Below are 20,493 nucleotides of genomic sequence, written 5' to 3'. Positions count from 1 at the left end.
CCGCCGCCGACCCCGCAGGTCTCACCGGCGACGTAGACCCCGGGCACCGTGGTGCGCTGCCGGGCGTCGACGACGGCGGCGGGCAGGCCGTCCGGCCCCGGCGCGAGGGTGCACCCGGCCTGGACGACGAGGTCGAGCCGCGGCAGGAACCCGTAGCCGACGGCGAGCGCGTCGCAGTCGACCCGGGTGCGGGTCCCGGGGACGACGGTCCAGTCGGCGGCGAGCCGGGCGGTCTCGACCCACTCGAGCCGGTCGGTGCCGTGGGCGGCGACGACCGCGGTCCGGGGCCGGAGAGGGACCCGGTGCCGGACCAGGGTCGCGGCGTACCGGGCGCCGTCGAGGACCTTGGCCGGGGCGCCCGCGACCGCGCCGAGCCCGCGCAGCCAGCCGCGCCCGTCGCCGGCCTCGCAGACGCCGAGGACGCTTGCGCCGGCCTCGGCGAGACCCGCGGCGACGGGCAGCAGGAACGGGCCGGTGCCCGCGACGAGCACCCGGCGGCCGGCGACGACGTCGTGCTCCTTGAGGAGGGCCTGCGCGGCGCCCGCGGTGAGGACGCCGGGGAGGTCCCAGCCGGGGAACGGGAGCGCCCGGTCGTGCGCACCGGTCGCGACGACGAGCGCGCGGGCGCGGACGGTGACGGCCTCGTCGGGGCCGCCCGGGACGGCACGGACGGCGTGCACGGTCGCGGGGGCGGCGTCGGGGCCGGCGCCGGACGGGGCCTCCGCACGCCACACCCGATGGGCCGGCAGCACGGTCACGGCACCGTCGGCGACGGCCGCCGCGAGGCCGGCCGAGAGCCGGTGCCAGGCGCCGACGTCGTGGTGGTGGCGGCCGACCCCGGCCGGGCCCTGCCGCCAGTACTGGCCGCCCGGGCGCTGCTCGGAGTCGAGGACGACGACCCGGGCGCCGCCCGCGGCGGCCGCGACCGCGGCGGCGACGCCGGCCGGGCCGGCACCGACGACGGCGACGTCCACGACGTCCGCCCCGCCCGCGGCACGCTCAGAGGGCGAGGTCGGCACGGCCGCTGCCCTCCTGGGTCCGGACGTCGAGGCCCGGGCGGGCCGGGACGACGCAGGCGCGCTCGTCGGCGCGGCCGTCGACCACGACGAGGCAGTCGAAGCAGACGCCGATGCCGCAGAAGATGCCGCGCGGCTTCCCGGCGTGCCGGGTCGAGCGCCAGGAGCGGACGCCGTCCGCCCACAGCGCGGCCCCGACGGAATGGCCGTCGGCGAACGCCACGGGCCGGCCGTCGAACGAGAAGTGATGCGCCGCAACAGGTTCTGCACCGATCGGCTCGTCGGTCACGCCGCGACCTCCTCGAAGCGCTCCGGGCGGAACGGGGTGAGGTCGAGGTCCGGCGCGACGCCGGTGAGCACCTGCGCGAGGACGAGGCCGGTGCCCGCGGCGAGGCCGATGCCGGCACCCTCGTGGCCGCAGGCGTGGAGCAGGCCGGGGGCGCGCGGGTCGGCGCCGACGACGGGCAGGTGGTCGGGGCAGTACGGCCGGAACCCCCGGTAGGTGCGCAGGAGCGGCACGTCGGCGAGCACCGGGAAGAGCCGGACCGCCTGCGCCGCGAGGCGCCGGACGACGTGCACGGGCATCGCGGGGTCGAAGCCGACCCGCTCCCGGCTGGCCCCGACGAGGATCGTGCCGGCCGGCGTCCCCTCGACGACGGCGCTGCTCTCGAGGTCGGCGTTGTCGCTCGCGACGTCCGCGACGTACTCGGCGGCGTAGACCTTGTGCCGCACGAGGACCGGGACCGGGGCCGTGACGAGGATGACCCCGCGCCGCGGCAGCACCGGCACCCGGACGCCCGCGAGGTCGGCGACCGCGCCGCCCCAGGTGCCCGCGGCGTTGACGACGGCCCCGGCGGGCAGGTCGCCGTCCGGGGTCCGGACGCCGACGACCCGGGCGCCGTCCCGGAGCATGCCGGTCACCTCGACCCCGGTGCGGAGTGTGGCGCCGAGGGCACGGGCGCCGGCGAGCATCCGGGCGGCGGCGAGCATCGGCTGCACCTGGCTGTCCTGCGGGTAGAACATGCCGCCGGCCAGCCCCGGCGCGAGGTGCCGCTCGTGGTCGTGCAGCCGGTCAGCGGGGACCTCGACCGCCTCGACGCCCGCGCCGCGCTGCCGGGCCGCGAGCGCGGAGAGCGCGGGCAGCGCCCGGGGCGACTCGGCGACGACGAGACCGCCCTTGGGCTCGAGCTCGAAACCGCCCGCGGGCAGCCCGGAGCCGCCCGAGAGGTGCTCGGCGACGTCCCGCCAGGCGCGCAGGCTGAGCAGGGCGAGCTCCAGCTCGGGGCCGGGCGGCTTGTCGGAGACGAGGAGGTTGCCCTCGCCGCCGCTCGTCGTCCCGCCGGCGACCGGGCCGCGGTCGACGACCGTGACGCGCAGGCCGGCCCGGGCCGCGGCGAGGGCGCACGCGGCCCCGACGACCCCGGCGCCGACGACGAGGACGTCCGGGTAGCCGGACGCGGGGGCGGGGCGCGGGGTCACCTCAGTAATATGTCACACACCACTGAATCTGGAAAGCCGTCAGCGGGTCCACAGGGTCAGGGAGCCGTCGGCCGGGACCGGCCACACCTCGACCCGGCGGTACCCGACGGCCCGGACCGCGGCGGCCTGGTCGCGGGCCAGGGCCGCGAGCGGGTCGCCGCACCCCCGCCAGCAGCCGATCCACAGCCGCGCCGGGGTCCCGAGACAGTCCGCCGCCGGCGTGCACGGCAGGTCGTCCAGGGTCGCGGCCGCCGCGGCCGGCTCGCCCGCGAAGACGTCGTCGAGACGGGTCCGGGGCGACAGGTACGCGCGCAGCCCGATCCGGTAGCGCAGCGGGGCCCACGCGGTCATCGCGATCGCGTCCCCGGGCCGGGCCCGGTCGTCGAGGATCGCCGCGACCCGGCGGTAGTCGGGCTGGTCGTACCAGACGTCGCCGCGCAGCCGGGTCTGGGCGGGCAGGCCCAGGACGAGGACCAGCGCGACGAGCGCGACGGCCGACCGGCGGTCCGTCGTCGCGGTCGCGGCGACGAGCAGCCAGCCGGGCAGCGCGAAGAGCAGGTACCGCGGCGACGTCAGCGGGACGACCGTGAAGGAGAGCGCGACGAGCGCGACCGCGGGCACGAGCGCCCAGGGGACGGCGACCCTGCGCACGGGTCCGGCGCGCAGCACGACCGTGGCCGCGGCGCCGAGGACGGCGGCCATCACCGACGCGGAGACGAACAGCCCCGGCGGGAGCTCGAGGAGCCGCCCGGGAGTCGGCGGGCGGATCCACGCGATCTGCGCCTGCTGCCGGGAGCCGAGGACCGCGACCGGCAGGACGACGACGCATGCGGCCCCGAGAGCGGCGACGAACCCGGCGGCCGCACGGGGCCGCACACCGCGGGGCCGCCCGACACCGGTTCCCACGACACCGGTCCCCAGCGCGCCGGTGGCGACGACGCACGCGTGCGCGAGGACGAGCAGGGTCGCCGTCACCTGCAGCGCGCCGAGCAGTGCGACGAGGGCCGCGTACCGCACCCACAGCCACCGCCCGGGCCGATCCACCGCGTCGACGAGCGCGAGCGTCGCCCCGACCGCGACGGCGAGCACGAGCGCGTAGGGCCGCGCGTCGTCCGCGTACTGGCTCACGGACGGGACGACCGCGAGGAGCAGCCCCGCGACGAGGCCCGCCCGGCGCCCCGCGAGCCGGGCGCCGAGGACCGCGAGCAGCGCGGCGGCCGCCGCCGTGGCGAGCACGGAGGGCAGCCGCAGGCTCACGGCCGAGGTCCCGAAGACCGCCGTCCAGACGTGCATGAGCCCGTAGTACGTCGCGTGGACCCCGTCGACGGTCCGCACGAGCCGCCCGAGGTCGGACCAGGAGCGGGTCGCGGCCGAGAGGGTCGCGAGCTCGTCCTCCCAGAGCGCGGTCCGGTCGATCCAGGGCGCCGTGACGGCGAGCGCGGCCACCGCCGGCAGGGCCCAGACCCAGACCGGCAGCCGACCGCCGTTCCGCCCGGGCGCAGCAGCCCCGACGCCTCGCTCCCCGCCGTCCCCGCCGGTCGTGGGCGTCACCGGGTCCTCGACCGCGGTGCTCACGCCCGTGACGGTAGGCCTGTTCCGGCGCGGCGCGCGGCGACCGACGTCCTGGCGCCGATCTCTGTGCTCCGACAGCCCCCCGTGGCAGGATGCGGCGCGTGACCGGGATTCTCGCGAAGATCGTCGTCAACGCCATCGCCATCTGGGTGGCCGCCCTCGTCGTGCCGAACGTCAGCCTCGAGGGCGACGGGCTCGGCAAGACGCTCGGGTCCTACCTGATCGTGGGCGCGATCTTCGGGCTGGTGAACACGTTCATCAAGCCGGTCGTGCGGTTCTTCGCCTTCCCGTTCATCCTGCTCACGCTCGGGCTGCTGTCGCTCGTCATCAACGCGCTCATGCTCGAGATCGTCGACTGGGCGTCGAACAAGATCGGGATCAACTTCGACTCCGGCCCGTTCTTCTGGTCGACGCTCGCGGCGGCGCTCATCATCACGTTCGTCAGCATGATCCTCAGCGTGCTCGTCCCCGACGAGGACTGAGCCGCGCGCCCGTGTCGCTGATCGTCGTCGACGTCGAGTCCGACGGGCCGTCGCCCGGGCACTACTCGATGGTCTCGTTCGGGGCCGTCGTCGTGGACCGCGCGCTGGGGACGACGTTCAAGGGGCTCGTCCGGCCGGTGAGCGACCGCTGGCTGCCCGAGGCGCTCGCGGTCTCCGGCGTGACCCGTGAGGAGCACCTCACCTACCCCGAGCCCGCCGGGGTGATGGCCGAGTTCGCGGAGTGGGTCGTCGCGTCGTCCAAGGGCCGGCCGGTGTTCTGCTCGGACAACGTCGCCTTCGACTGGATGTTCGTCAACTGGTACTTCTACGAGACGATCGGCCACAACCCCTTCGGGTGGAGCGGCCGGCGGATCGGCGACCTCTACTGCGGCATGGTCAAGGACGGGTACGCCGGCTGGAAGCACCTGCGCCGGACGCCGCACACGCACGACCCGGTGGACGACGCGAAGGGCAACGCGGAGGCGATCCTCGCGATGGTCGACATGGGGCTGCGGCTGCCGGTCGGCTGACGCGGCGGGCGTCAGGACGACGCGCTGCCGCCGGACCAGAGCTCGGTCTCGGCCCAGGTGTCGTCGAACGCCGGGCTCGGCGACGGCACCCCCGGGCCGCCCGCGGCGCCCACCCGGTGGGGCTGCTCGTCGGACGGCAGCGGGAACCGGGTCTGCGCGAAGTGGAACAGCTCGTCCGGCGGGAGCGCCTTGGAGAAGTACCAGCCCTGGGCCAGCGAGCAGCCGCTCGCGACGACCTCGGCGAGGGTGTCGGCGTCCTCGATGCCCTCGGCGACGACCCGCATCCCGAGGTTGTGCCCGAGCTCGACGGCCGCGCGCACGATGACGGCGTCCTGCTGGTTCTGGACCATCTTCTGGACGAACTGCTGGTCGACCTTCATCTCGTCGACGGGCAGCTGGCGCAGGTGGGTCATCGAGGAGTAGCCGGTGCCGAAGTCGTCGAGCGAGAGCCCCACCCCCATGTCCCGCAGGCGCTGGAGCATGGGCAGCGTCTCGCCGGTCGCGTTGAGCGCCACCGACTCGGTGATCTCGAGGCGGAGCAGCTCGGGCGGCACACCGTGCGTCTCGAGCATCCGCGCGACGACGTCGGGGACGTCCGCGAGCTGCAGCCAGCGCGGCGACAGGTTCACCGCGACCGGCAGCGGGCGGCCGCGCCGCACCCAGGCCGCGGCCTGCGCGATCGCCGTCTCGAGGACGACGCGGGACAGCGGCACGACGAGGCCGGTCTGCTCGGCGAGGTCGAGGAACGCCCCCGGGTAGAGCAGCCCGCGCTGCGGGTGCTGCCAGCGCACGAGCGCCTCGACGCCGGCGAGCCGGCCCTCGAGGACGTCGACGACCGGCTGGTAGTGGAGCACGAGCTGGCCCTCGGCGATCGCCTTGCGCAGCTCGGCGGACAGCTCCAGCCGCGACCGGCTCTGGCCGCCGTCCCGCTCGGGGTCGAAGGTCGCGATCCCCTGGCCGGACTCCTTCGCCCGGTACATCGCGACGTCCGCCTCGCGCAGGAGGCCCTCGACGGTCGGGGGCACGGGGACCTCGTCGTCGGCGAGGTCCTCCCGGTGGCTCACGGCGATCCCGATCGAGGCGTCGACGTGCAGGTCCATGTCGTCGACGACGAACGGGTCGTCGAGCTGGGCGGAGAGCCGCTCGGCGACCCGGCGGGCGGCGCCCCGGCCCGCGCCGGGCAGCAGGACGGCGAACTCGTCGCCGCCGAGCCGGGCGAGGACGTCGCTCGGGCGCAGGATCGCACGCAGCCGCGGGCCGACCTGGGCGAGCAGCTGGTCGCCGACGGCGTGGCCCAGGCTGTCGTTGACCTCCTTGAAGCGGTCCAGGTCGATCATGAGCACCGCGACCGGCTTGGACGGCGTCGCCTCGTTGACGGCCACGGCCGCGAGGTTGAGCAGCGCCTTGCGGTTCGGCAGCCCGGTGAGCAGGTCGTGGGTCGCCTGGTGGAGGAGCTCGCTCTCCATCCGGAGGCGCTCGGTGACGTCGCGGCCCATGAGGACGACGGCGCCGAGGTCGAGCCCGCGACGGTGGGACACCGCCCACTCGATGACCCGCCACTCGTCGTCCGCCGCCCGGACCCGGACCCGCGGCCGCTCCTCGCCCGGCGACTGGCCCGGCCAGTCGCCGTCCGTGAGCCGCAGGAAGGTCACAAGGTCGGCGGCGTGGACGAACGAGGCGAGCGGGCGGCCGACGACCTGGCCTGTCGACCAGCCCAGGCTCGTCGTCACCGACTCGGAGGCGAACGTGACACGGGTGGCGTCGTTGAGGACGACGACGAGGTCCCCGGAGGCGTCGACGATGGCCCGGAAGGCGTGCTCGCTCTCCAGGGCGTCGATGAGCGCGTTGACCGCGGACGCGACCCGGCCGACCTCGTCGTCCGACTGCACGTCGAGGGCGAGCGAGCGCAGCCGGCCGGGCTCCCAGCCCGACGCGGGGGCCCCGGCGACCGTCTCCCGGACGACGTCCGCGACGGCCGAGAGGCCGGTCGTCAGGTCCGACAGGTGCCGGCGCACGATCCGTTGCTGGACGACGCCGTGCCCGAACGTCACGAGCATGCTCGACACGGCGCACCCCACGAACAGGCTCGGGTGCAGCAGCGCGGCGGGGACGCCCATGAGCGGCAGGGCGAGCGGGAAGAGGCCGCCGATGACCAGGCTCGCCCCGTAGCTCGCGACCTGCGTCTCGGTGACGAACCTGCGGCGCCGGGGCGTGCCGGGGTCGCGACCGGTGCCGTGGTCTGCGACGCTCACCTGGAGGTCATCGGAGCCGCCCGTGCGTGGCTTGAGGTCGGCCCCCCGTGCGGCGGGCAGGGCCGGCACGCGTGACCGATACCAGGCCCGATCGGCGGTTCGCGCCCCGGACGGCCCCCGACCCGGCGAGGATCAGGACGTGGACCACCGGCACGAGCCGCTCGAACCGGCCGACCTGCCCGGCCCCGTCCTGCCCGCCGGCGGCGTCCCGCTCGACCCGGTCGACCCGGTCGTTCCCCGAGAACCGCTCCTGCCGGTCGCCCCGACCCGGGTCGACTTCGGGGACGGCGTCCGGCTGACCCGGCGCTCGATGCTCCTCGTGACGCTCGTCGCCCTCGTGCCCGTGATGGCGGCCATCGGGGTCGCCGTCCTGCTCTCGCTCGGCACCGGGCAGCCCGCCGACGGGGACCGCGGCCAGACCGTCTCGGACACCGGCGACGGCGGGGACGTGGAGCAGGGCGGCGGATCGGCCGAGGAGGACGGCGGCGATGCCGGCAGCAACGACGGCGGGACCGGGACCGGCCAGGGTGCAGGCGGCGGCACCGGCGTGACCGAGGCACGGCGCGACGACGCCGGGGACGCGCTGCGCTCTGCCGGGGTGCGCCGGCTCGGCTCGGTCGAGGCCGCGTGGACGTGGCGCGACGGCGACACCGAGATGCTCGTCGCCGTCACGCGGCGGGTGACCCGCCGCAACTCCGACTTCTCCGCCCGGGCGGTGACGCTGCGGGTGACGACCGTCGCCGACCCGCAGGGGAAGGCCAAGGTGCTCGCGTCGAGCGAGGACGGCGGCCAGACCTGCGCCCGCGGCGTCGAGATGAAGGCGGACGTGACGCCGTCCGCCGTCAAGGTCCGGGACCTCGACGGCGACGGCACCCGCGAGGCCCTCGTCACGTGGGCGCACGCCTGCGGCAGCGACGTCCAGCGCCGGGCCACCGTGCTCGCCGGGCCGAGCGCCTACGTCCTCGGCGGGCAGGGCGCGCTCGTCGCCGAGCCCGACCCGCCGATCGCCGACTGGCCGGACGGGTACCTCGACGCGGCGTCGCAGGCGCTCGGCTGAGGCACGTCAGCGGACCGTGAACGACGTCGTCAGGGTCGCGGTCGACGCGTCGCCCGCGTAGAGGTCGATCCGCCCGGTCTCGACGACGAGCCGGCCGGTGTTGTCGTAGAACCCGAAGTCGCTGCGGTCGAGCCGGAACCGCACCGTCTTCGTCTGCCCCGGCGCGAGCGTCACCCGCTCGAAGCCGCGCAGCCGGCGGACCGGCTGGGTCAGGCTCGCGACGGGGTCGTGGAGGTAGAGCTGGACGACCTCGTCGCCGGCCCGGGTACCGGTGTTCGTCACCTGCACGGACGCCGTGACCGACCCGCTGCGGGAGACGGTGGCACGGTCGGCGGTCAGGCCGTGGACGGAGAACGTCGTGTACGACAGGCCGTACCCGAACGGGTAGAGCGGGTCGCACGACGCGATGTCCCGGTACCGCGACGTGTACTTCTGCGTGGCGTCGCAGGGCCGGCCCGTCGGCTCGTGGTTGTAGTAGACCGGCACCTGCCCGACGCTGCGGGGGAACGTCACCGGCAGCTTGCCGCCGGGGTTCACCGCACCGAAGACGACGTCGGCGACGGCGTTGCCGGCCTCCACGCCGGGGAACCAGGCCTCGACGACGGCCGGCGCCGACGAGACGACGCCGGTGAGGTCGAGCGGGCGGCCGTTGAGCAGGACGACGGCCACCGGGGTGCCCGTCGCGACGACCTCGCGGACCAGCTGCTCCTGCAGGCCCGGCAGCCGGATGTCGCTGCGCGAGGCGGCCTCGCCGCTCATCCCGCGCGACTCCCCGACGACGAGGACGACCTGGTCGGCGTCCCGGGCGGCGGCGACCGCCGCGGCGAACCCGGCGTCCGAGCCGCAGGCGTCGGCAGGCGTGCTCGCCGGCGGCTCGGTGTCGGCGATCGTGCACCCCGGGGTGAAGGTCGCCGACGGGCTGACGGCCCTGACCCCGCTGAGCACCGAGACGGCGTCCTCGTCGCGGCCCCGGCCCCACCACGGGCCGAGCACGTTGTGCTGGTCGTCGCCGAGCGGGCCGATGACCGCGGTCTTCTTCGCCGGGTCGAGCGGCAGGACGGCGTCCTCGTTCTTGAGCAGCACCATCGACCGGCCCGCGGCCCAGCGCGCCTGCTGCCGGTCGGCCGGCGTGAGGAAGGACGCCTCGTCGGTGGCCTTCGCGACGTCGACGTACGGGTTCTCGAACAGGCCGGCGCGGAACTTCACGCGCAGGATCCGGCGGACCGCGTCGTCGAGGCGGGCGCGGGAGATCCGGCCGTCCGCGAGGAGCTGGGCGCCGTAGTCGCGCAGGTTCGTGCTGACCATCTCGGAGTCGGTGCCGGCGTTCAGCGCGAGCGCCCCGGCCTCCGGCCCGTCAGCGGCGACGCCGTGCCCGCACGGGCCGCTGTCCGGCGTCCGTGGCGGGCAGGCCCGCAGCTCGGCGACCGCCGTGTAGTCGCTCTCGACGAAGCCGTCGAAGCCCCACTCCCGCTTGAGGATCTGCGTCTCGATCTCGTGGTTCGCGCAGCCCGGGACGCCGTTGATCGCGTTGAAGGAGCACATGACGGTGTCGGCGCCGGCGTCGACGGCGGCCTTGAAGGGCGGCAGGTAGAGGTTGCGCAGGCGGGACGGGGACACGTCGGTGGTGTTGTAGTCCCGGCCGCCCTCCGGCTGGCCGTACGCCGCGAGGTGCTTCGGGCTCGCCACCGCCTTGTCGGCGGCCGAGTAGTCGTCGCCCTGGGTGCCCTTGACGCGAGCGGCGGCGAAAGCCGCGCCGAGGTACGGGTCCTCGCCCGAGCCCTCCACGATGCGGCCCCAGCGCGGCTCGTGGCTCACGTCGACCATCGGGCCGTAGACCTGCTTGAGGCCGACGGTCGCCGACTCCCGGGCGCCGACGGCGGCGTCCGCCCGGGCGACCTCCGGGTCGAAGGAGCTCGCCGACCCGAGCGGGACCGGGAAGATCGTCCGGTAGCCGTGGATCGTGTCGTACGCGAAGAGGATCGGGATGCCGAGGCGGGACCGCTCGACGGCGATCCGCTGGAGCTCGTGGATCCGCACCGGGTCGACGAGGCTGAAGACGCCGCCCACCCCGGCCTGCGCGTCGGCGTCGGTGACCTGCCCGTCGGAGAGCAGCTGCACCTGCTGCAGCTTCTCGGTGGTCGTCATCCGGCGGACGAGCGCGTCCACGCGGCGCTCGACGTCGGCCGAGGCCGTCGTCCGGGTCGGCGCGAGCGCCCGCTCGTCGGAGGAGCCGGACGCCGCGACGGCGGCCGCCCCGCCCGACGCGAGCATCGCGACGGCGGTCGCCAGGGCGACCCGCCGGCGCCCGCGGCGGCGGCCTCCTGACGGTGCGGGGGTCGTCGTGGAGTCGGGTCCGGAGCGTCCCATGGCCGCACGTCCTCGTCGTCGAGAGATGTTCGCGGGCCCTGGTCTACCGGTACAAACGTCATGAAGCGATCTGAGACCGACATCACAGACCAAACGCACGTGCGCCCCGACCCGGGTGCGGGACGGGGCGGACGGCGCCGGCGGGAGGACCGGCGGGCGCGGATCGCTCAGACGGTGGCCGGGGCGACCGCCTCCGCGAGGTGCGCGACGGACCGCGCGACGCCGCCGACGACCTCGGCGACCTGGCCGGGGGCGCCGTCCGCCAGCGAGGCGTCCTGCTCGAGGACGTACCAGCCCGCGTAGCCGGCCGCCTCGAGCACGCGGACGATCTCCCCGACCGGGACGTCACCGGCACCGAGCGGGACGTACATGTTCTGCTGGACGCCCTCCATGTACGTGATCTCGCCGGCCTGCACCCGCTTCGCGACGGCGAGGTCGACGTCCTTGAGGTGCACGTGCGTGACCTTGTCGGCGTGCGCGCGGACGAGCTCGAGCGGGTCGGTGCCGCCGATGAGCAGGTGGCCGGTGTCCAGGCAGAGCGGGACGTCGCTGTCGGCGAGGAACCGCTCGACCTCGGCGCGCTGCTCGACGTGGGTGCCGACGTGCGGGTGCAGCGTCGCGCGCAGGCCGTGGGACGCCGCGATGTCGCGGACCTTCCCGGCGGTCGCCACGAGCCGGGCCCACTCGTCGTCCGTCAGGCGCGGGCGCTCGTCGTAGCCGTCGAGACCGGTCGCCGCCGCGAGCACGAGCACCTCGCCGCCGGCGGCGGCCATCTGGGCGGCGGCCCGCTCGGCCTCGGCGAGGGTGGCCCGCTCGGCGGCCGCGTCGTGCAGCGGGACCGCGAGGAAGCCGCCGACGAGGCCCAGGCCGGCGGCGCCGAGGACGCCGCGCAGCGCCTCGGGGTCGTCGGGCAGGAACCCGGGCGGGCCGAGCTCGGTGCTGCGCAGCCCGAGGTCGGCCATCTGGCCGAGGACGAGGTCGACGGGCAGGACGTGGCCCCAGCCGGGCACCTCGCAGACGCCCCAGGAGATCGGGGCGCCGGCGACCCGGCCGCCGAGCAGGGCGCCGGCGTCGACGTCGGCCGGCTCGTCGGCGTCGACGGTCTCGCCGGCGGTCGCGGCCGCACCGGCGGCGGCACGGCGTCCGGCCGGCTCGACCTCGAAGGCGGACGGGTCGATGCTCACGGCCGCGCCGCTGCGCAGCGACTGCTCGCAGGCCTCGGCGAGCACGAGGCTCACGAGACCGTCGGCAGCCGGCGAAGGGTTCTCGACCCGGCCGGCGATGACGTCGACGAAGACCGCGATCTCGCGGCGGTAGGCCGGCGCGTACCGCTCCTGGAAGCCGGTGTACGCGGCGCCCGCCGGGTCGTGCCCGCCCGGCTCGAGGCTGACGAACGGCGTCCGGGCGTCGTAGCCGGAGGCCAGCGCCGCCTTCTCGGCGAAGACGTCGATCCGGTTGTCGTACCCGGTGCCGTCCTTGCGGCCGCCGACGAGCTGGGCGATGACGCCGCCCTCGAAGACGAGCGTGATCGACGCGGTGTCGACGTCGCCGGCGTCCGCGAAGGCCCGGTCGACGAGCACCGAGCCGGTCGCGAAGACGCTCGTCACCCGGCGACCGACGAGCCACGGCACGCAGTCCAGGTCGTGGACGAACATGTCGCGGAAGATGCCGCCCGAGGTCGGGATGTAGTCCGCCGGCGGCGGCTCGTGGTCGAACGCGGTGGCCCGGACGGCGTACACGTCGCCGGTCTCGCCGGCGACGATGCGCCGCTTGAGCTCGGCGATCGCCGGGTCGAAGCGGCGCTGGAAGCCGACGAGCAGCGGGACGCCGACGCGCGCGGCGTGCGCGGCGACCTCGCGGACCGTGGCCACGTCACCGGCGAGCGGCTTCTCGCACAGCACCGGGACGCCCGCGTCGAGGGCGGCGTGGACGACGTCCGCGTGGGACGGCGTGGGGGTCGCGACGAGCAGGCCGTCGACGCCCGCGAGCAGGTCGGCGAGGGACTCGACCGCGCGGACCGTGACCCCCCGCGCGGCGGCGGAGCCGGCCGCGAGCTCCGCGGCGACGGCGGCGGCCCGCCCCGGGGCCGGGTCGTGGAGGACGACCTCGGTGACGCCGTCCGTCGCGACGACGTTCGTCGCGTGCATCTGGCCGATGCGGCCCACGCCGCTGACGCCGATCCTCATCGATCCTCAACTCCGGGGCTGGGTCTTGTGCACACTAGTGTTAGAGCGCTCCAATGATTGGAGCGCTCTAACGATGACCGGGCGCCGGAAGGGTGTCAAGCAGCCCGCGGGGGCGCTGCGCCGGGCGGTGCGGCCGTACGATCGCGGCGGCCGGGGACCCGGGCCGAGGGTCCCGGGCGGGAGGGTGGTGACGTGCGCAGACCGACGATGGACGACGTCGCGGGGCGCGCCGGCGTCTCCCGCGCGCTCGTCTCGCTCGTCATGCGCGACTCGCCCAAGGTCAGCCCCGAGCGGCGGGCCGCCGTCCTCGCCGCGGCCGCGGACCTCGGGTACTCCCCGCACGCGATGGCCCGCCAGCTCGCGCAGCGGACGTCGACGGTGCTCGCCGTCCTCGTCTCGGACCTGCACAACCCCTACTTCGCGGACGTCGTCGAGGCCGTCGACACCGCGGCCCGCGAGGCCGGCCTCGACATGATCCTCTCGACCGGGGGCCGGCGACCCGCCGGCGAGCGCCGCGCCGTCGAGACGATGCTGGGGTTCCGGCCGGCCGGGCTCGTGCTGCTGTCCCCCGTCGTCCCGCAGTCGGTGCTCGAGGCGGCGAGCGCGTCGACGCCGGTCGTGGCCGTCGAGCGCACGGTGTCGCTGCCGGGCGTCGACACGGTGACGGACGACGGCCGGGCCGGCTCCCGGCTCGCGGTCGACCACCTCGCCGGGCTCGGCCACCGCGACGTCGTCCACCTCGACGGCGGCCAGGGCGCGCAGTCCTCGACCCGGCGCCGCGGGTTCGTCGACGCGATGCGCGCGCACGGGCTCGCGCCGCACGTCGAGCCGAGCGAGTACACCGAGGAGGGCGGGGCCGCGGCGGTCGCCCGGCTGCTCGCCGCCGGCACCCGGTTCACGGCGCTCGTCGCGGCGAACGACATCAACGCGATCGGGGCGCTGTCGGCGCTCGCGGACGCCGGGCTGCGCGTGCCGGAGGACGTGTCGGTCGTCGGCTACGACAACACCTCGCTCGCCGCGATGCGGCACGTCGGCCTCACCACCGTCGACCAGCCGCGCGCCGAGATGGGCCGGCTCGCCGTCGCCGCCGTCGTCGAGCGCATCGGCGGGCACCGGACGGCACCGACCCGGCACCGGCTCCAGCCGTCCCTCGTCGTCCGGACGACGACCGCGCCGCCGCGCGCGGCCGGCACCACCGCGTAGCCCCGGGCGCTCCCGCGCTCAATCCCTGGCCCGGACCGGCCGAACTAGTGACAAGGTCGACTCTGTCCACCGAGTCTGTCCATCGAGTCTGTCCATCGAGACCGGTCCGGACCCGAACGGGGGTGAGGTTCATGGCGGGGACCGTGCTCGGCGCGCTGACAGCCGCACCGCACCGCCGGGCCGACGTCCTGGCCTGGGTCCGGGACACCCTCCGCGAGGTCCCGGGCGGGCCCGCGGGCCACGCCCGGCTGGCCGCGCTGCTCTGGGACCTCGACTACGAGTCGTCCTGGCAGCCGCTCGAGGCGATCGCCGCGGCCCGCGAGGTCGAGGACGCCCTCGTCGGACGCGGCTGGCACGACCTCGTCACGCACGCACAGGTGGTCCGGACCGGGGCCGAGCTGCGCCGCGGGGAGATGGTCGCCGCCGCCGAGCTCGCCCGGGAGCTCCTCGCGCGGACCGGGGAGCACGGCCAGACGCTCGTCCAGGCCCGGCTGCACAGCTCGCTGTCGACGATGTTCCGCGGCGTCGGCGACCACGCGGCCTGCCTCGACCACGCCGTCCGGAGCATGTCGCTGACGCCGGACGACGCCCCGGGCTGGGTGCGGGTCACGAACCTCATCAGCCTCGGGTCGGCGCTGCAGATCTCCGGGACGTACGAGGACGGCGAGGCGCGCTACCTCGAGGCGCTCGCCCTCGCCGACACCCTGCCCGACCGTCAGCTGTCCGTCCTCGTGCTGAACAACCTGGCCTACGGCTGCTACGAGCGCGGCCTCGCCGCGGCGGCGCAGGAGCACACGGACCGGCTCGTCGCACTGGCCGCCGAGCACCGGCTGCCGCTCTTCGCCGAGGTGCTCGACACCCTCGCGCGGGTCGAGATGATGCACGGGAACCTCACCGGCGCCCAGGCGATCCTCGAGCCGGCGCTCGCCGACCCCTACGGCCAGCTGTTCATCGAGCCGGACGCGCTGCCCTGCCTGCTGATCACCCTCGCCGAGATCCAGCGCGGCCTCGGCCGGCCGGACGCGGCCGCGGGCACCCTCGATCTGTGCGAGACGGTCGCCACCGAGCGCGGCCAGTTCCAGTGGCAGGCGCTGCCGCTGCGCGAGCGGGCCACCCTCTACGCGGAGACCGGCGACTTCGAGGCGGCCTTCGCGCAGGCGATGGCCTTCCACGACGCGTGGGTGCGGCTGCACGACGCCGAGCGGGAGACCCGGGCCCGGGTGGTCCACGCGCTCTACGAGGTGAGCGAGTCGCAGCGCGCCCGCGACCAGTTCCGCGAGCTCGCCACCCGGGACCCGCTCACCGGCCTGCACAACCGCCGGCACAGCGACACCGTCCTGCCCGGGCTCGTCGCGGACGCCGACGCCGGGCACCCGCTGTCGGTCGCGCTGCTCGACCTCGACCACTTCAAGCGGATCAACGACGGCTACTCGCACGACGTCGGCGACGCGACCCTGAAGCGCACCGCCGACCTGCTGACCCGGTTCACCCCGCCGGGCGGTGCGGCGGTCCGGCTCGGCGGCGAGGAGTTCCTCCTCGTGCTCCCGGCGACCTGCGCCGACGACGCCCGCGCGCACTGCGAGCGGCTGCGCCAGGCGTTCGCGCGGCACGAGTGGACACCGGTCCGCGAGCCCGTCTCGGTGAGCATGGGGCTGGTGACGACGACCGGGGGCACGACGGCGTCCGCCCTGCTGTCGCAGGCGGACCGGCACCTGTACGCCGCCAAGAGCGGCGGCCGCGACCGCGTCGTCGGCTAGAGCTGCCCGGCCGGCCCGCCGAACCGCAGCCGGACCGTCGTCCCCGCCGGGCCGCTGTCGAGGTCGACGCCGCCGCCGTGGGCCGTGGCGACCGCCCGGACGACGGCCAGCCCCAGACCGGTCGAGCCGCGGCCGCCGCGGGCGAAGGGCTCGAAGACCCGGGCCCGCAGCGCCTCCGGGATGCCCGGGCCGTCGTCTGCGACGCCGACGTCGAGCGCCCCGTCGACGACACCGACCCGGACCTCGACCCGCGTCCCCGCCGGGGTGTGCCGGCGGGCGTTGACGACGAGGTTGAGCACGGCCTGGAGCACCCGGTCGAGGTCGACCCGGACGGTCGTGGCACCGGCCGGCCCGACGGCCTCGACCGCGACGTCCCCGAGGTCGAGCCCGACGAGCCGCAGCCGGACCTCCTCGACGACGCGGTCGACCGTGACGTCGGTCGGCACGAGGAAGGTGTCGCCGTCCGCGGCCGCGAGCAGGAGCAGGTCGTCGAGCAGCCGGGAGAGCCGGACGAGCTCGGCGCCGACGAGCCGCAGGGAGGCGTCCGGGTCGGCGGCGATCCCGGTCTCGAGGAGCTCGAGGTGGCCGCGCGCCACGGCGACCGGCGTCCGGAGCTCGTGCGAGACCGCGGCGAACAGCGCCGTCCGGGCCGCGACCTCCGCCGAGATCCGCTCGAGCATGCCGTTGAAGGCCCGCGCGAGGTCGCCGACCTCGTCGGGCCGGCCGCCCGGGTCCGGCACCCGCACGGCGAGGTCGCCGATGCCGGCCCGCTCGGCCGCGGCGTGCAGCGCGCGCAGCGGCCGGGTCGCCGTCCGCAGGGCGAGGGCGAGGACGACGACGCCGAGGACCCCGGCGAGCGTCGCGGCGAGCGCCACCCGGCCGGCGAGCGTCGTCGCGTCGTGGTCGACGCCGCCGAGCCAGCCGTCCACCTCGAGGACCGCGACGCGGCGTCCGTCGACGGTGACCGGGGTCGCGAGCACCCGGACGTCCCCCTCGGACGTGGCGCGGGTGACGACCCGGCCGGGCACGCCGGCCGGGAGCCGGTCGCCGTCCCGCAGCACCGCGACGGGTGCCGGCCCGGTCGCCGTCGTGAGGACCGGGCCGCCGTCCACCCGGATCACGGTCATGTGCAGCGCGCTGCCCGGCTGGGTCGCGAGGTAGCCCTCGAACCGGCGCTTCAGGTCGGCCGGCCCGGTGCTGCCGACGAGCAGCGCCGCCGCCCGGACGGCGAACACCTCGCGCTCACGGTCGAGCCGCTCGTCGACGGCGGCCCGGCCCTGCAGCCGGGCCAGCTCCCAGGCCAGGGCCACGGTCGCCGCGAGGGCGAGCGCGAGGACGACCGCGGCGACGACGGTGAACCGGACCCACGTGCTGCGCGGCGAGGGCAGGCCGGGGGTCATGCCGGCAGCCGGTACCCGGCGCCGCGGACGGTCTGGACGAGGTCCGCGCCGAGCTTGCGCCGCAGGTACGCGACGTAGACCTCGACGACGTTGGAACCGGGGTCGAAGTCGTAGCCCCAGACGCGGTCGAGGAGCTGCTGCTGGGAGAGCACCTGGCCGGGGTGCCGGGCGAGCACCTCGAGGAGGGCGAACTCGCGGGCGCTGAGGTCGACGGTCACGTCACCGCGGGTCGCCGTCCGGCGGGTCAGGTCGACGGTGAGGTCCCCGACGGTGAGGACGCTCGCCGTCGGCTGCTGGCCCGGGCGCAGCCGGGCCCGCACCCGGGCGAGCAGCTCGGCGAAGGAGAACGGCTTGGTGACGTAGTCGTCCGCGCCGGCGTCGAGCAGCCGGACCCGCTCGGGGACGCCCGTGCTCGCGGTGAGGACGATGACCGGCAGGTCGGGACGGCGTCTGCGCAGCGCCGCGAGGACCTCGTCGCCGCCGATGTCCGGCAGGCCGAGGTCGAGGACGACGAGCGCGGTCGCCGGGTCGAGCCCCTCGGCGAGCCCCTCGGCCCCGGTCGTCGCGACGACGGGCAGGTAGCCGGCCGCCTCGAGCCCCTGGGACACGAAGGACGCGATCCCTGCCTCGTCCTCGACGACCACCACGCGCATGCGCACATGCTGGGCCCGCGGGGCCCCGGTCACCAAACGCCTGAGAGTTCTCTCAGGTCCGTCCAAGGACGGCCCAAGCGGCGGTCGGGCATGCTCGGACAGCAACCTTGGAACCCCCTCAGGCCGGTCCAAGGAGCACCTCAGACCGCGGACCCACAGTGGAGGTGCGCCGGAGGTTCCGGCACCGTCCACGAGGAGGACCACCATGACCCGCACCAGCATCGCGAGCTTCGCCGTCGGCGCCCTCGCCGTCGGTCTCGTCGCGTCCGGCACCGCCTACGCCGTCATGGGGCCCGGCGACACCCGCGTCGTCGCGCCGGTCTCGGTGAACGCCGCCGACACCGGTCCGACCGACGACAGCACCGGTGACCCGAGCGCCGGTCCGAGCACCGACCCGAGCACCGACCCGAGCACCGTCCCGAGCACCGACCCGGGCTCGCAGCCGTCCGTCGACGACAACGGTCACAGCACCGACGACGACAGCACGAGCGGCCACGGCGACGACGGGTCCCAGGCGGTCGCCGTCCCCGCCGGGGTGACGCTCGACCGGGCCCGGACCATCGCGCTGGGCGTCAAGGCCGGCACCGTCCGCGAGGCGAAGCTGGACGACAAGAACGGCCGCACCGTCTGGGACGTCGAGATCACCGGCACGGACGGCGCGAAGTGGGAGGTCACCCTCGACGCCATGAGCGGCGACGTCCTCAAGACCGAGCGGGACTGACCCCGACCCTGCGCTCGACCGCCCCTCGACGAGCGCAGGCGAACGGCCTCCGGCACGACCCGACAGGGTCTGCCGGAGGCCGTTCTCCGTTCTGGAACGGCGGGTTTCGCTACCGGTCGTCACCAGTCGGCAGCACACCGTCGAATGTTCGGATGCGTTCGTCCATAGCCGTGGATGGGGCCCCCACCCGGCGGCAGAATCGGTGCCGGGCCGGGCAACGGGAGCGGGGTGGTCGTGAACGCACAGGGATCGCCGCCCGCGGGTGCGCCGTCCGAGCCGCTCACACCGGTCGACCTGCTGCTCCCCGGAGCCTGGCGGACCTCCCGGAAGGGTCGGCACGCCGGCGCCGACGAGGGCGGCCGCGCCGCGACGGTGACGACGACCCCGGTCGTGCCGCGGGTGGTCCGGCCGCCGTCGACCCTGCCGCTGCCGCTCGGGGACCTGTTCGAGCCGGACGCCGCACAGCCCGCGGTCGTCGAGGCGCGTGTCGTCGAGCCCGCGGTCGTCGAGGCTCGTGTCGTCGAGCATGCGGTCGTCGAGCAGCCGGTCGAGGCGCCGGCCGCCGACGCGCCGGTGGCCGCCGACGACACCCCCGCGTTCTGGGAGCGAGAGGTCCGGATCCCGATCATCCGGGAGCCGTCGCCGGTGCTCGGTGACGTCCCGGTCGCGGCGGCGGCCGTCGTGCCGGAGGCTCCGGTCGAGACGCCCGTCGAGTCACCTGTCGAGCCACCGGCCGCGACGGCCGCCGAGGCACCCGTCGCGGCACCGGACGAGACGCCCGCGGTCACGTCGCCCGAGCAGCCGTGGGCCGTCGTCCCGCCGAGGCCGCCGGTGGAGGAGCTCTTCGTCCTCGGCAGCGGGGAGCCGCCCGCGGCCCGCCGCGTCCTGGCCCGGACCGCCTTCGTCTTCGCCGGCGCGGTGGTCGCCGTCGGTGCCGCCGTGCCGTTCCTGCTCGGCGGCCTGCCCGGCGGCGACGCCACGGTGAGCCTCGCCGAGACGACCGCCTCGCCGTCCGCGGCCGTGGAGAGCGCCGCCCGGGACAGCGTCGTGACGACGTACGTCCCGACGGTGAGCGGGAGCGTCCCCGTCGCGACGCCGACGGCCAAGCCGGCCGAGCGGCAGGCCGCCGAGCCCACGGCGAGCACCACGACGAGGCGGACGACCCGCCCCGCGGCCACGACGTCCAGGACACCGTCCCGGTCGAGCGCCCCGGCGCCGACCCGCACCCGGCCCCGCGGCCCGTCGCAGCCCGCGCCCCGGCCCGGGCAGGTCAACGTCGACCCGGCCGCGTACGTCGGGCGGCCGCTCGACCAGGTCCGCCGCGACCTCGAGGCGCTCGGTCTGCGGGTCGTCGACGGGCCGGCCTTCGGCACCGGCAGGCCGCGCGGCGAGGTCGTGGGGGTTCGGCCCGGCGGCTGGCTCGACGCCGGCAGCACCGTCCGGGTCTCCTTCGCGTGGTGACCCGGCGCCCCCGAACGGGTGACTCGACCGGGAGCGGCTGAGCGCACCAGGACCGACCAGGATCATCGACGACAGGTCCGAGCACGCCGTCCGGAACCGCCCGCCCGCGGTCGCCCGGACGGCCGCCGGACCGGCACGAGCGGCGACGGCTCACGAGCGAGAAGGACGCATGGACGCGACCGCGGGCGACACCCAGGACCACGGCGAGGCGCAGGAACGGCCGCCGGCCGGCCGCGCACCGCGCCGACGCGCACCGGACGCCACCCCGTTCTGGGGCGCCGACGCGAAGATCCCCGTGATCCGGCGGCCGTCGCCCGTCGTCGGCCCGAAGGCAGCGGCCGCGCCCCCGGCCCCGGC

At 76.1% G+C, this 20,493-nt stretch carries 17 protein-coding genes; 8 read left to right on the top strand and 9 right to left on the bottom strand.

Annotation, left to right across the window (positions count from 1 at the left end):
• The 4 genes from EDJALFJO_RS20275 to EDJALFJO_RS20260 all read right to left on the bottom strand — a co-directional run.
• The coding region (locus EDJALFJO_RS20275; protein WP_143448680.1) for an FAD/NAD(P)-binding oxidoreductase at nt 1–1,019 on the bottom strand (1,019 nt) is incomplete at its 3' end.
• Complete coding sequence (locus EDJALFJO_RS20270; RefSeq protein ID WP_198950488.1) at nt 1,000–1,305, bottom strand: (2Fe-2S)-binding protein; 306 nt, start codon at nt 1,303–1,305, stop codon at nt 1,000–1,002. The genes EDJALFJO_RS20275 and EDJALFJO_RS20270, both read right to left, overlap by 20 nt.
• Nucleotides 1,302–2,495 carry an FAD-binding oxidoreductase gene (locus EDJALFJO_RS20265; protein ID WP_088288131.1) on the bottom strand — a complete coding sequence of 398 codons (1,194 nt, stop codon included), beginning with the start codon at nt 2,493–2,495 and terminating at the stop codon, nt 1,302–1,304. Before EDJALFJO_RS20265 ends, EDJALFJO_RS20270 begins: the two co-directional genes overlap by 4 nt.
• Nucleotides 2,496–2,534: 39 nt before the next feature.
• Entirely contained in the window at nt 2,535–4,070 is a 1,536-nt protein-coding gene (locus EDJALFJO_RS20260) for a glycosyltransferase family 39 protein (RefSeq protein ID WP_088288130.1), read from the bottom strand.
• Between the two features lie 98 nt (nt 4,071–4,168).
• On the opposite strand from EDJALFJO_RS20260, the gene EDJALFJO_RS20255 reads away from it, so the two are divergent.
• Together EDJALFJO_RS20255 and EDJALFJO_RS20250 are read left to right on the top strand one after the other, a co-directional pair.
• The gene (locus EDJALFJO_RS20255; RefSeq protein ID WP_158220500.1) at nt 4,169–4,549 is read left to right on the top strand and encodes a phage holin family protein; all 381 of its coding nucleotides are present in this window, start codon (nt 4,169–4,171) and stop codon (nt 4,547–4,549) included.
• Nucleotides 4,550–4,560: 11 nt separating this feature from the next.
• Nucleotides 4,561–5,079, top strand: coding sequence for an exonuclease domain-containing protein (locus EDJALFJO_RS20250; protein WP_088288128.1), 519 nt, complete (start codon nt 4,561–4,563; stop codon nt 5,077–5,079).
• A gap of 11 nt (nt 5,080–5,090) precedes the next feature.
• On the opposite strand, the gene EDJALFJO_RS20245 is transcribed toward EDJALFJO_RS20250, so the two are convergent.
• The gene (locus tag EDJALFJO_RS20245) at nt 5,091–7,331 is read right to left on the bottom strand and encodes a bifunctional diguanylate cyclase/phosphodiesterase (RefSeq protein ID WP_088288127.1); all 2,241 of its coding nucleotides are present in this window, start codon (nt 7,329–7,331) and stop codon (nt 5,091–5,093) included.
• A gap of 139 nt (nt 7,332–7,470) precedes the next feature.
• Here EDJALFJO_RS20245 and EDJALFJO_RS20240 point away from each other — a divergent pair, with 139 nt between their 5' ends.
• Nucleotides 7,471–8,388 (top strand): hypothetical protein, encoded by a 918-nt coding sequence (locus EDJALFJO_RS20240; RefSeq protein ID WP_088288126.1) that lies wholly within the window; start codon nt 7,471–7,473, stop codon nt 8,386–8,388.
• A 6-nt stretch (nt 8,389–8,394) separates the two neighbouring features.
• Here the strand turns inward: EDJALFJO_RS20240 and bglX are convergent, their stop codons facing one another.
• Together bglX and EDJALFJO_RS20230 are read right to left on the bottom strand one after the other, a co-directional pair.
• Nucleotides 8,395–10,755: a beta-glucosidase BglX gene (bglX, locus tag EDJALFJO_RS20235; RefSeq protein ID WP_198950487.1), complete on the bottom strand. Its 2,361-nt coding sequence runs from the start codon at nt 10,753–10,755 to the stop codon at nt 8,395–8,397.
• A gap of 167 nt (nt 10,756–10,922) precedes the next feature.
• Nucleotides 10,923–12,941, bottom strand: coding sequence for a TIM barrel protein (locus EDJALFJO_RS20230; protein ID WP_088288125.1), 2,019 nt, complete (start codon nt 12,939–12,941; stop codon nt 10,923–10,925).
• A gap of 192 nt (nt 12,942–13,133) precedes the next feature.
• Between EDJALFJO_RS20230 and EDJALFJO_RS20225 the strand changes: the two genes are divergently transcribed.
• A complete protein-coding gene (locus EDJALFJO_RS20225; protein ID WP_088288124.1) occupies nt 13,134–14,144 on the top strand; it encodes a LacI family DNA-binding transcriptional regulator in 1,011 nt (336 codons plus the stop codon).
• 131 nt (nt 14,145–14,275) lie between these two features.
• The gene (locus tag EDJALFJO_RS20220; protein ID WP_088288123.1) at nt 14,276–15,901 is read left to right on the top strand and encodes a diguanylate cyclase; all 1,626 of its coding nucleotides are present in this window, start codon (nt 14,276–14,278) and stop codon (nt 15,899–15,901) included.
• Here the strand turns inward: EDJALFJO_RS20220 and EDJALFJO_RS20215 are convergent.
• Nucleotides 15,898–17,301 (bottom strand): HAMP domain-containing sensor histidine kinase, encoded by a 1,404-nt coding sequence (locus EDJALFJO_RS20215; RefSeq protein ID WP_088288122.1) that lies wholly within the window; start codon nt 17,299–17,301, stop codon nt 15,898–15,900. The genes EDJALFJO_RS20220 and EDJALFJO_RS20215 overlap by 4 nt on opposite strands.
• Nucleotides 17,298–17,954 (bottom strand): response regulator transcription factor, encoded by a 657-nt coding sequence (locus EDJALFJO_RS20210; RefSeq protein ID WP_088288121.1) that lies wholly within the window; start codon nt 17,952–17,954, stop codon nt 17,298–17,300. Before EDJALFJO_RS20210 ends, EDJALFJO_RS20215 begins: the two co-directional genes overlap by 4 nt.
• A 205-nt stretch (nt 17,955–18,159) precedes the next feature.
• Between EDJALFJO_RS20210 and EDJALFJO_RS20205 the strand changes: the two genes are divergently transcribed.
• The 3 genes from EDJALFJO_RS20205 to EDJALFJO_RS20195 form a co-directional block, all read left to right on the top strand.
• Nucleotides 18,160–18,675 carry a PepSY domain-containing protein gene (locus EDJALFJO_RS20205; RefSeq protein WP_088288120.1) on the top strand — a complete coding sequence of 172 codons (516 nt, stop codon included), beginning with the start codon at nt 18,160–18,162 and terminating at the stop codon, nt 18,673–18,675.
• Nucleotides 18,676–18,909: 234 nt separating this feature from the next.
• Nucleotides 18,910–20,136, top strand: a complete 1,227-nt coding sequence (locus EDJALFJO_RS20200; protein ID WP_143448679.1) for a PASTA domain-containing protein — start codon at nt 18,910–18,912, stop codon at nt 20,134–20,136.
• A gap of 169 nt (nt 20,137–20,305) precedes the next feature.
• Nucleotides 20,306–20,493: hypothetical protein (locus EDJALFJO_RS20195; RefSeq protein WP_198950486.1), on the top strand; the 188-nt coding region annotated here is incomplete at its 3' end.

Source organism: Kineosporia sp. A_224, assembly GCF_002198655.1.
Lineage (GTDB): Bacteria > Actinomycetota > Actinomycetes > Actinomycetales > Kineosporiaceae > R-H-3.
Note: the sequence above shows the minus strand (reverse complement) of the source record. Positions and strands in the feature narration are given on the sequence as shown.

Bases quoted from the DNA above. Each gene is read 5' to 3' on its own strand.
- EDJALFJO_RS20210 (WP_088288121.1), bottom strand. From the start codon at position 17,954: ATGCGCGTGGTGGTCGTCGAGGACGAGGCAGGGATCGCGTCCTTCGTG.
- EDJALFJO_RS20205 (WP_088288120.1), top strand. From the start codon at position 18,160: ATGACCCGCACCAGCATCGCGAGCTTCGCCGTCGGCGCCCTCGCCGTC.
- EDJALFJO_RS20215 (WP_088288122.1), bottom strand. From the start codon at position 17,301: ATGACCCCCGGCCTGCCCTCGCCGCGCAGCACGTGGGTCCGGTTCACC.
- bglX (WP_198950487.1), bottom strand. From the start codon at position 10,755: ATGGGACGCTCCGGACCCGACTCCACGACGACCCCCGCACCGTCAGGA.
- EDJALFJO_RS20230 (WP_088288125.1), bottom strand. From the start codon at position 12,941: ATGAGGATCGGCGTCAGCGGCGTGGGCCGCATCGGCCAGATGCACGCG.
- EDJALFJO_RS20220 (WP_088288123.1), top strand. From the start codon at position 14,276: ATGGCGGGGACCGTGCTCGGCGCGCTGACAGCCGCACCGCACCGCCGG.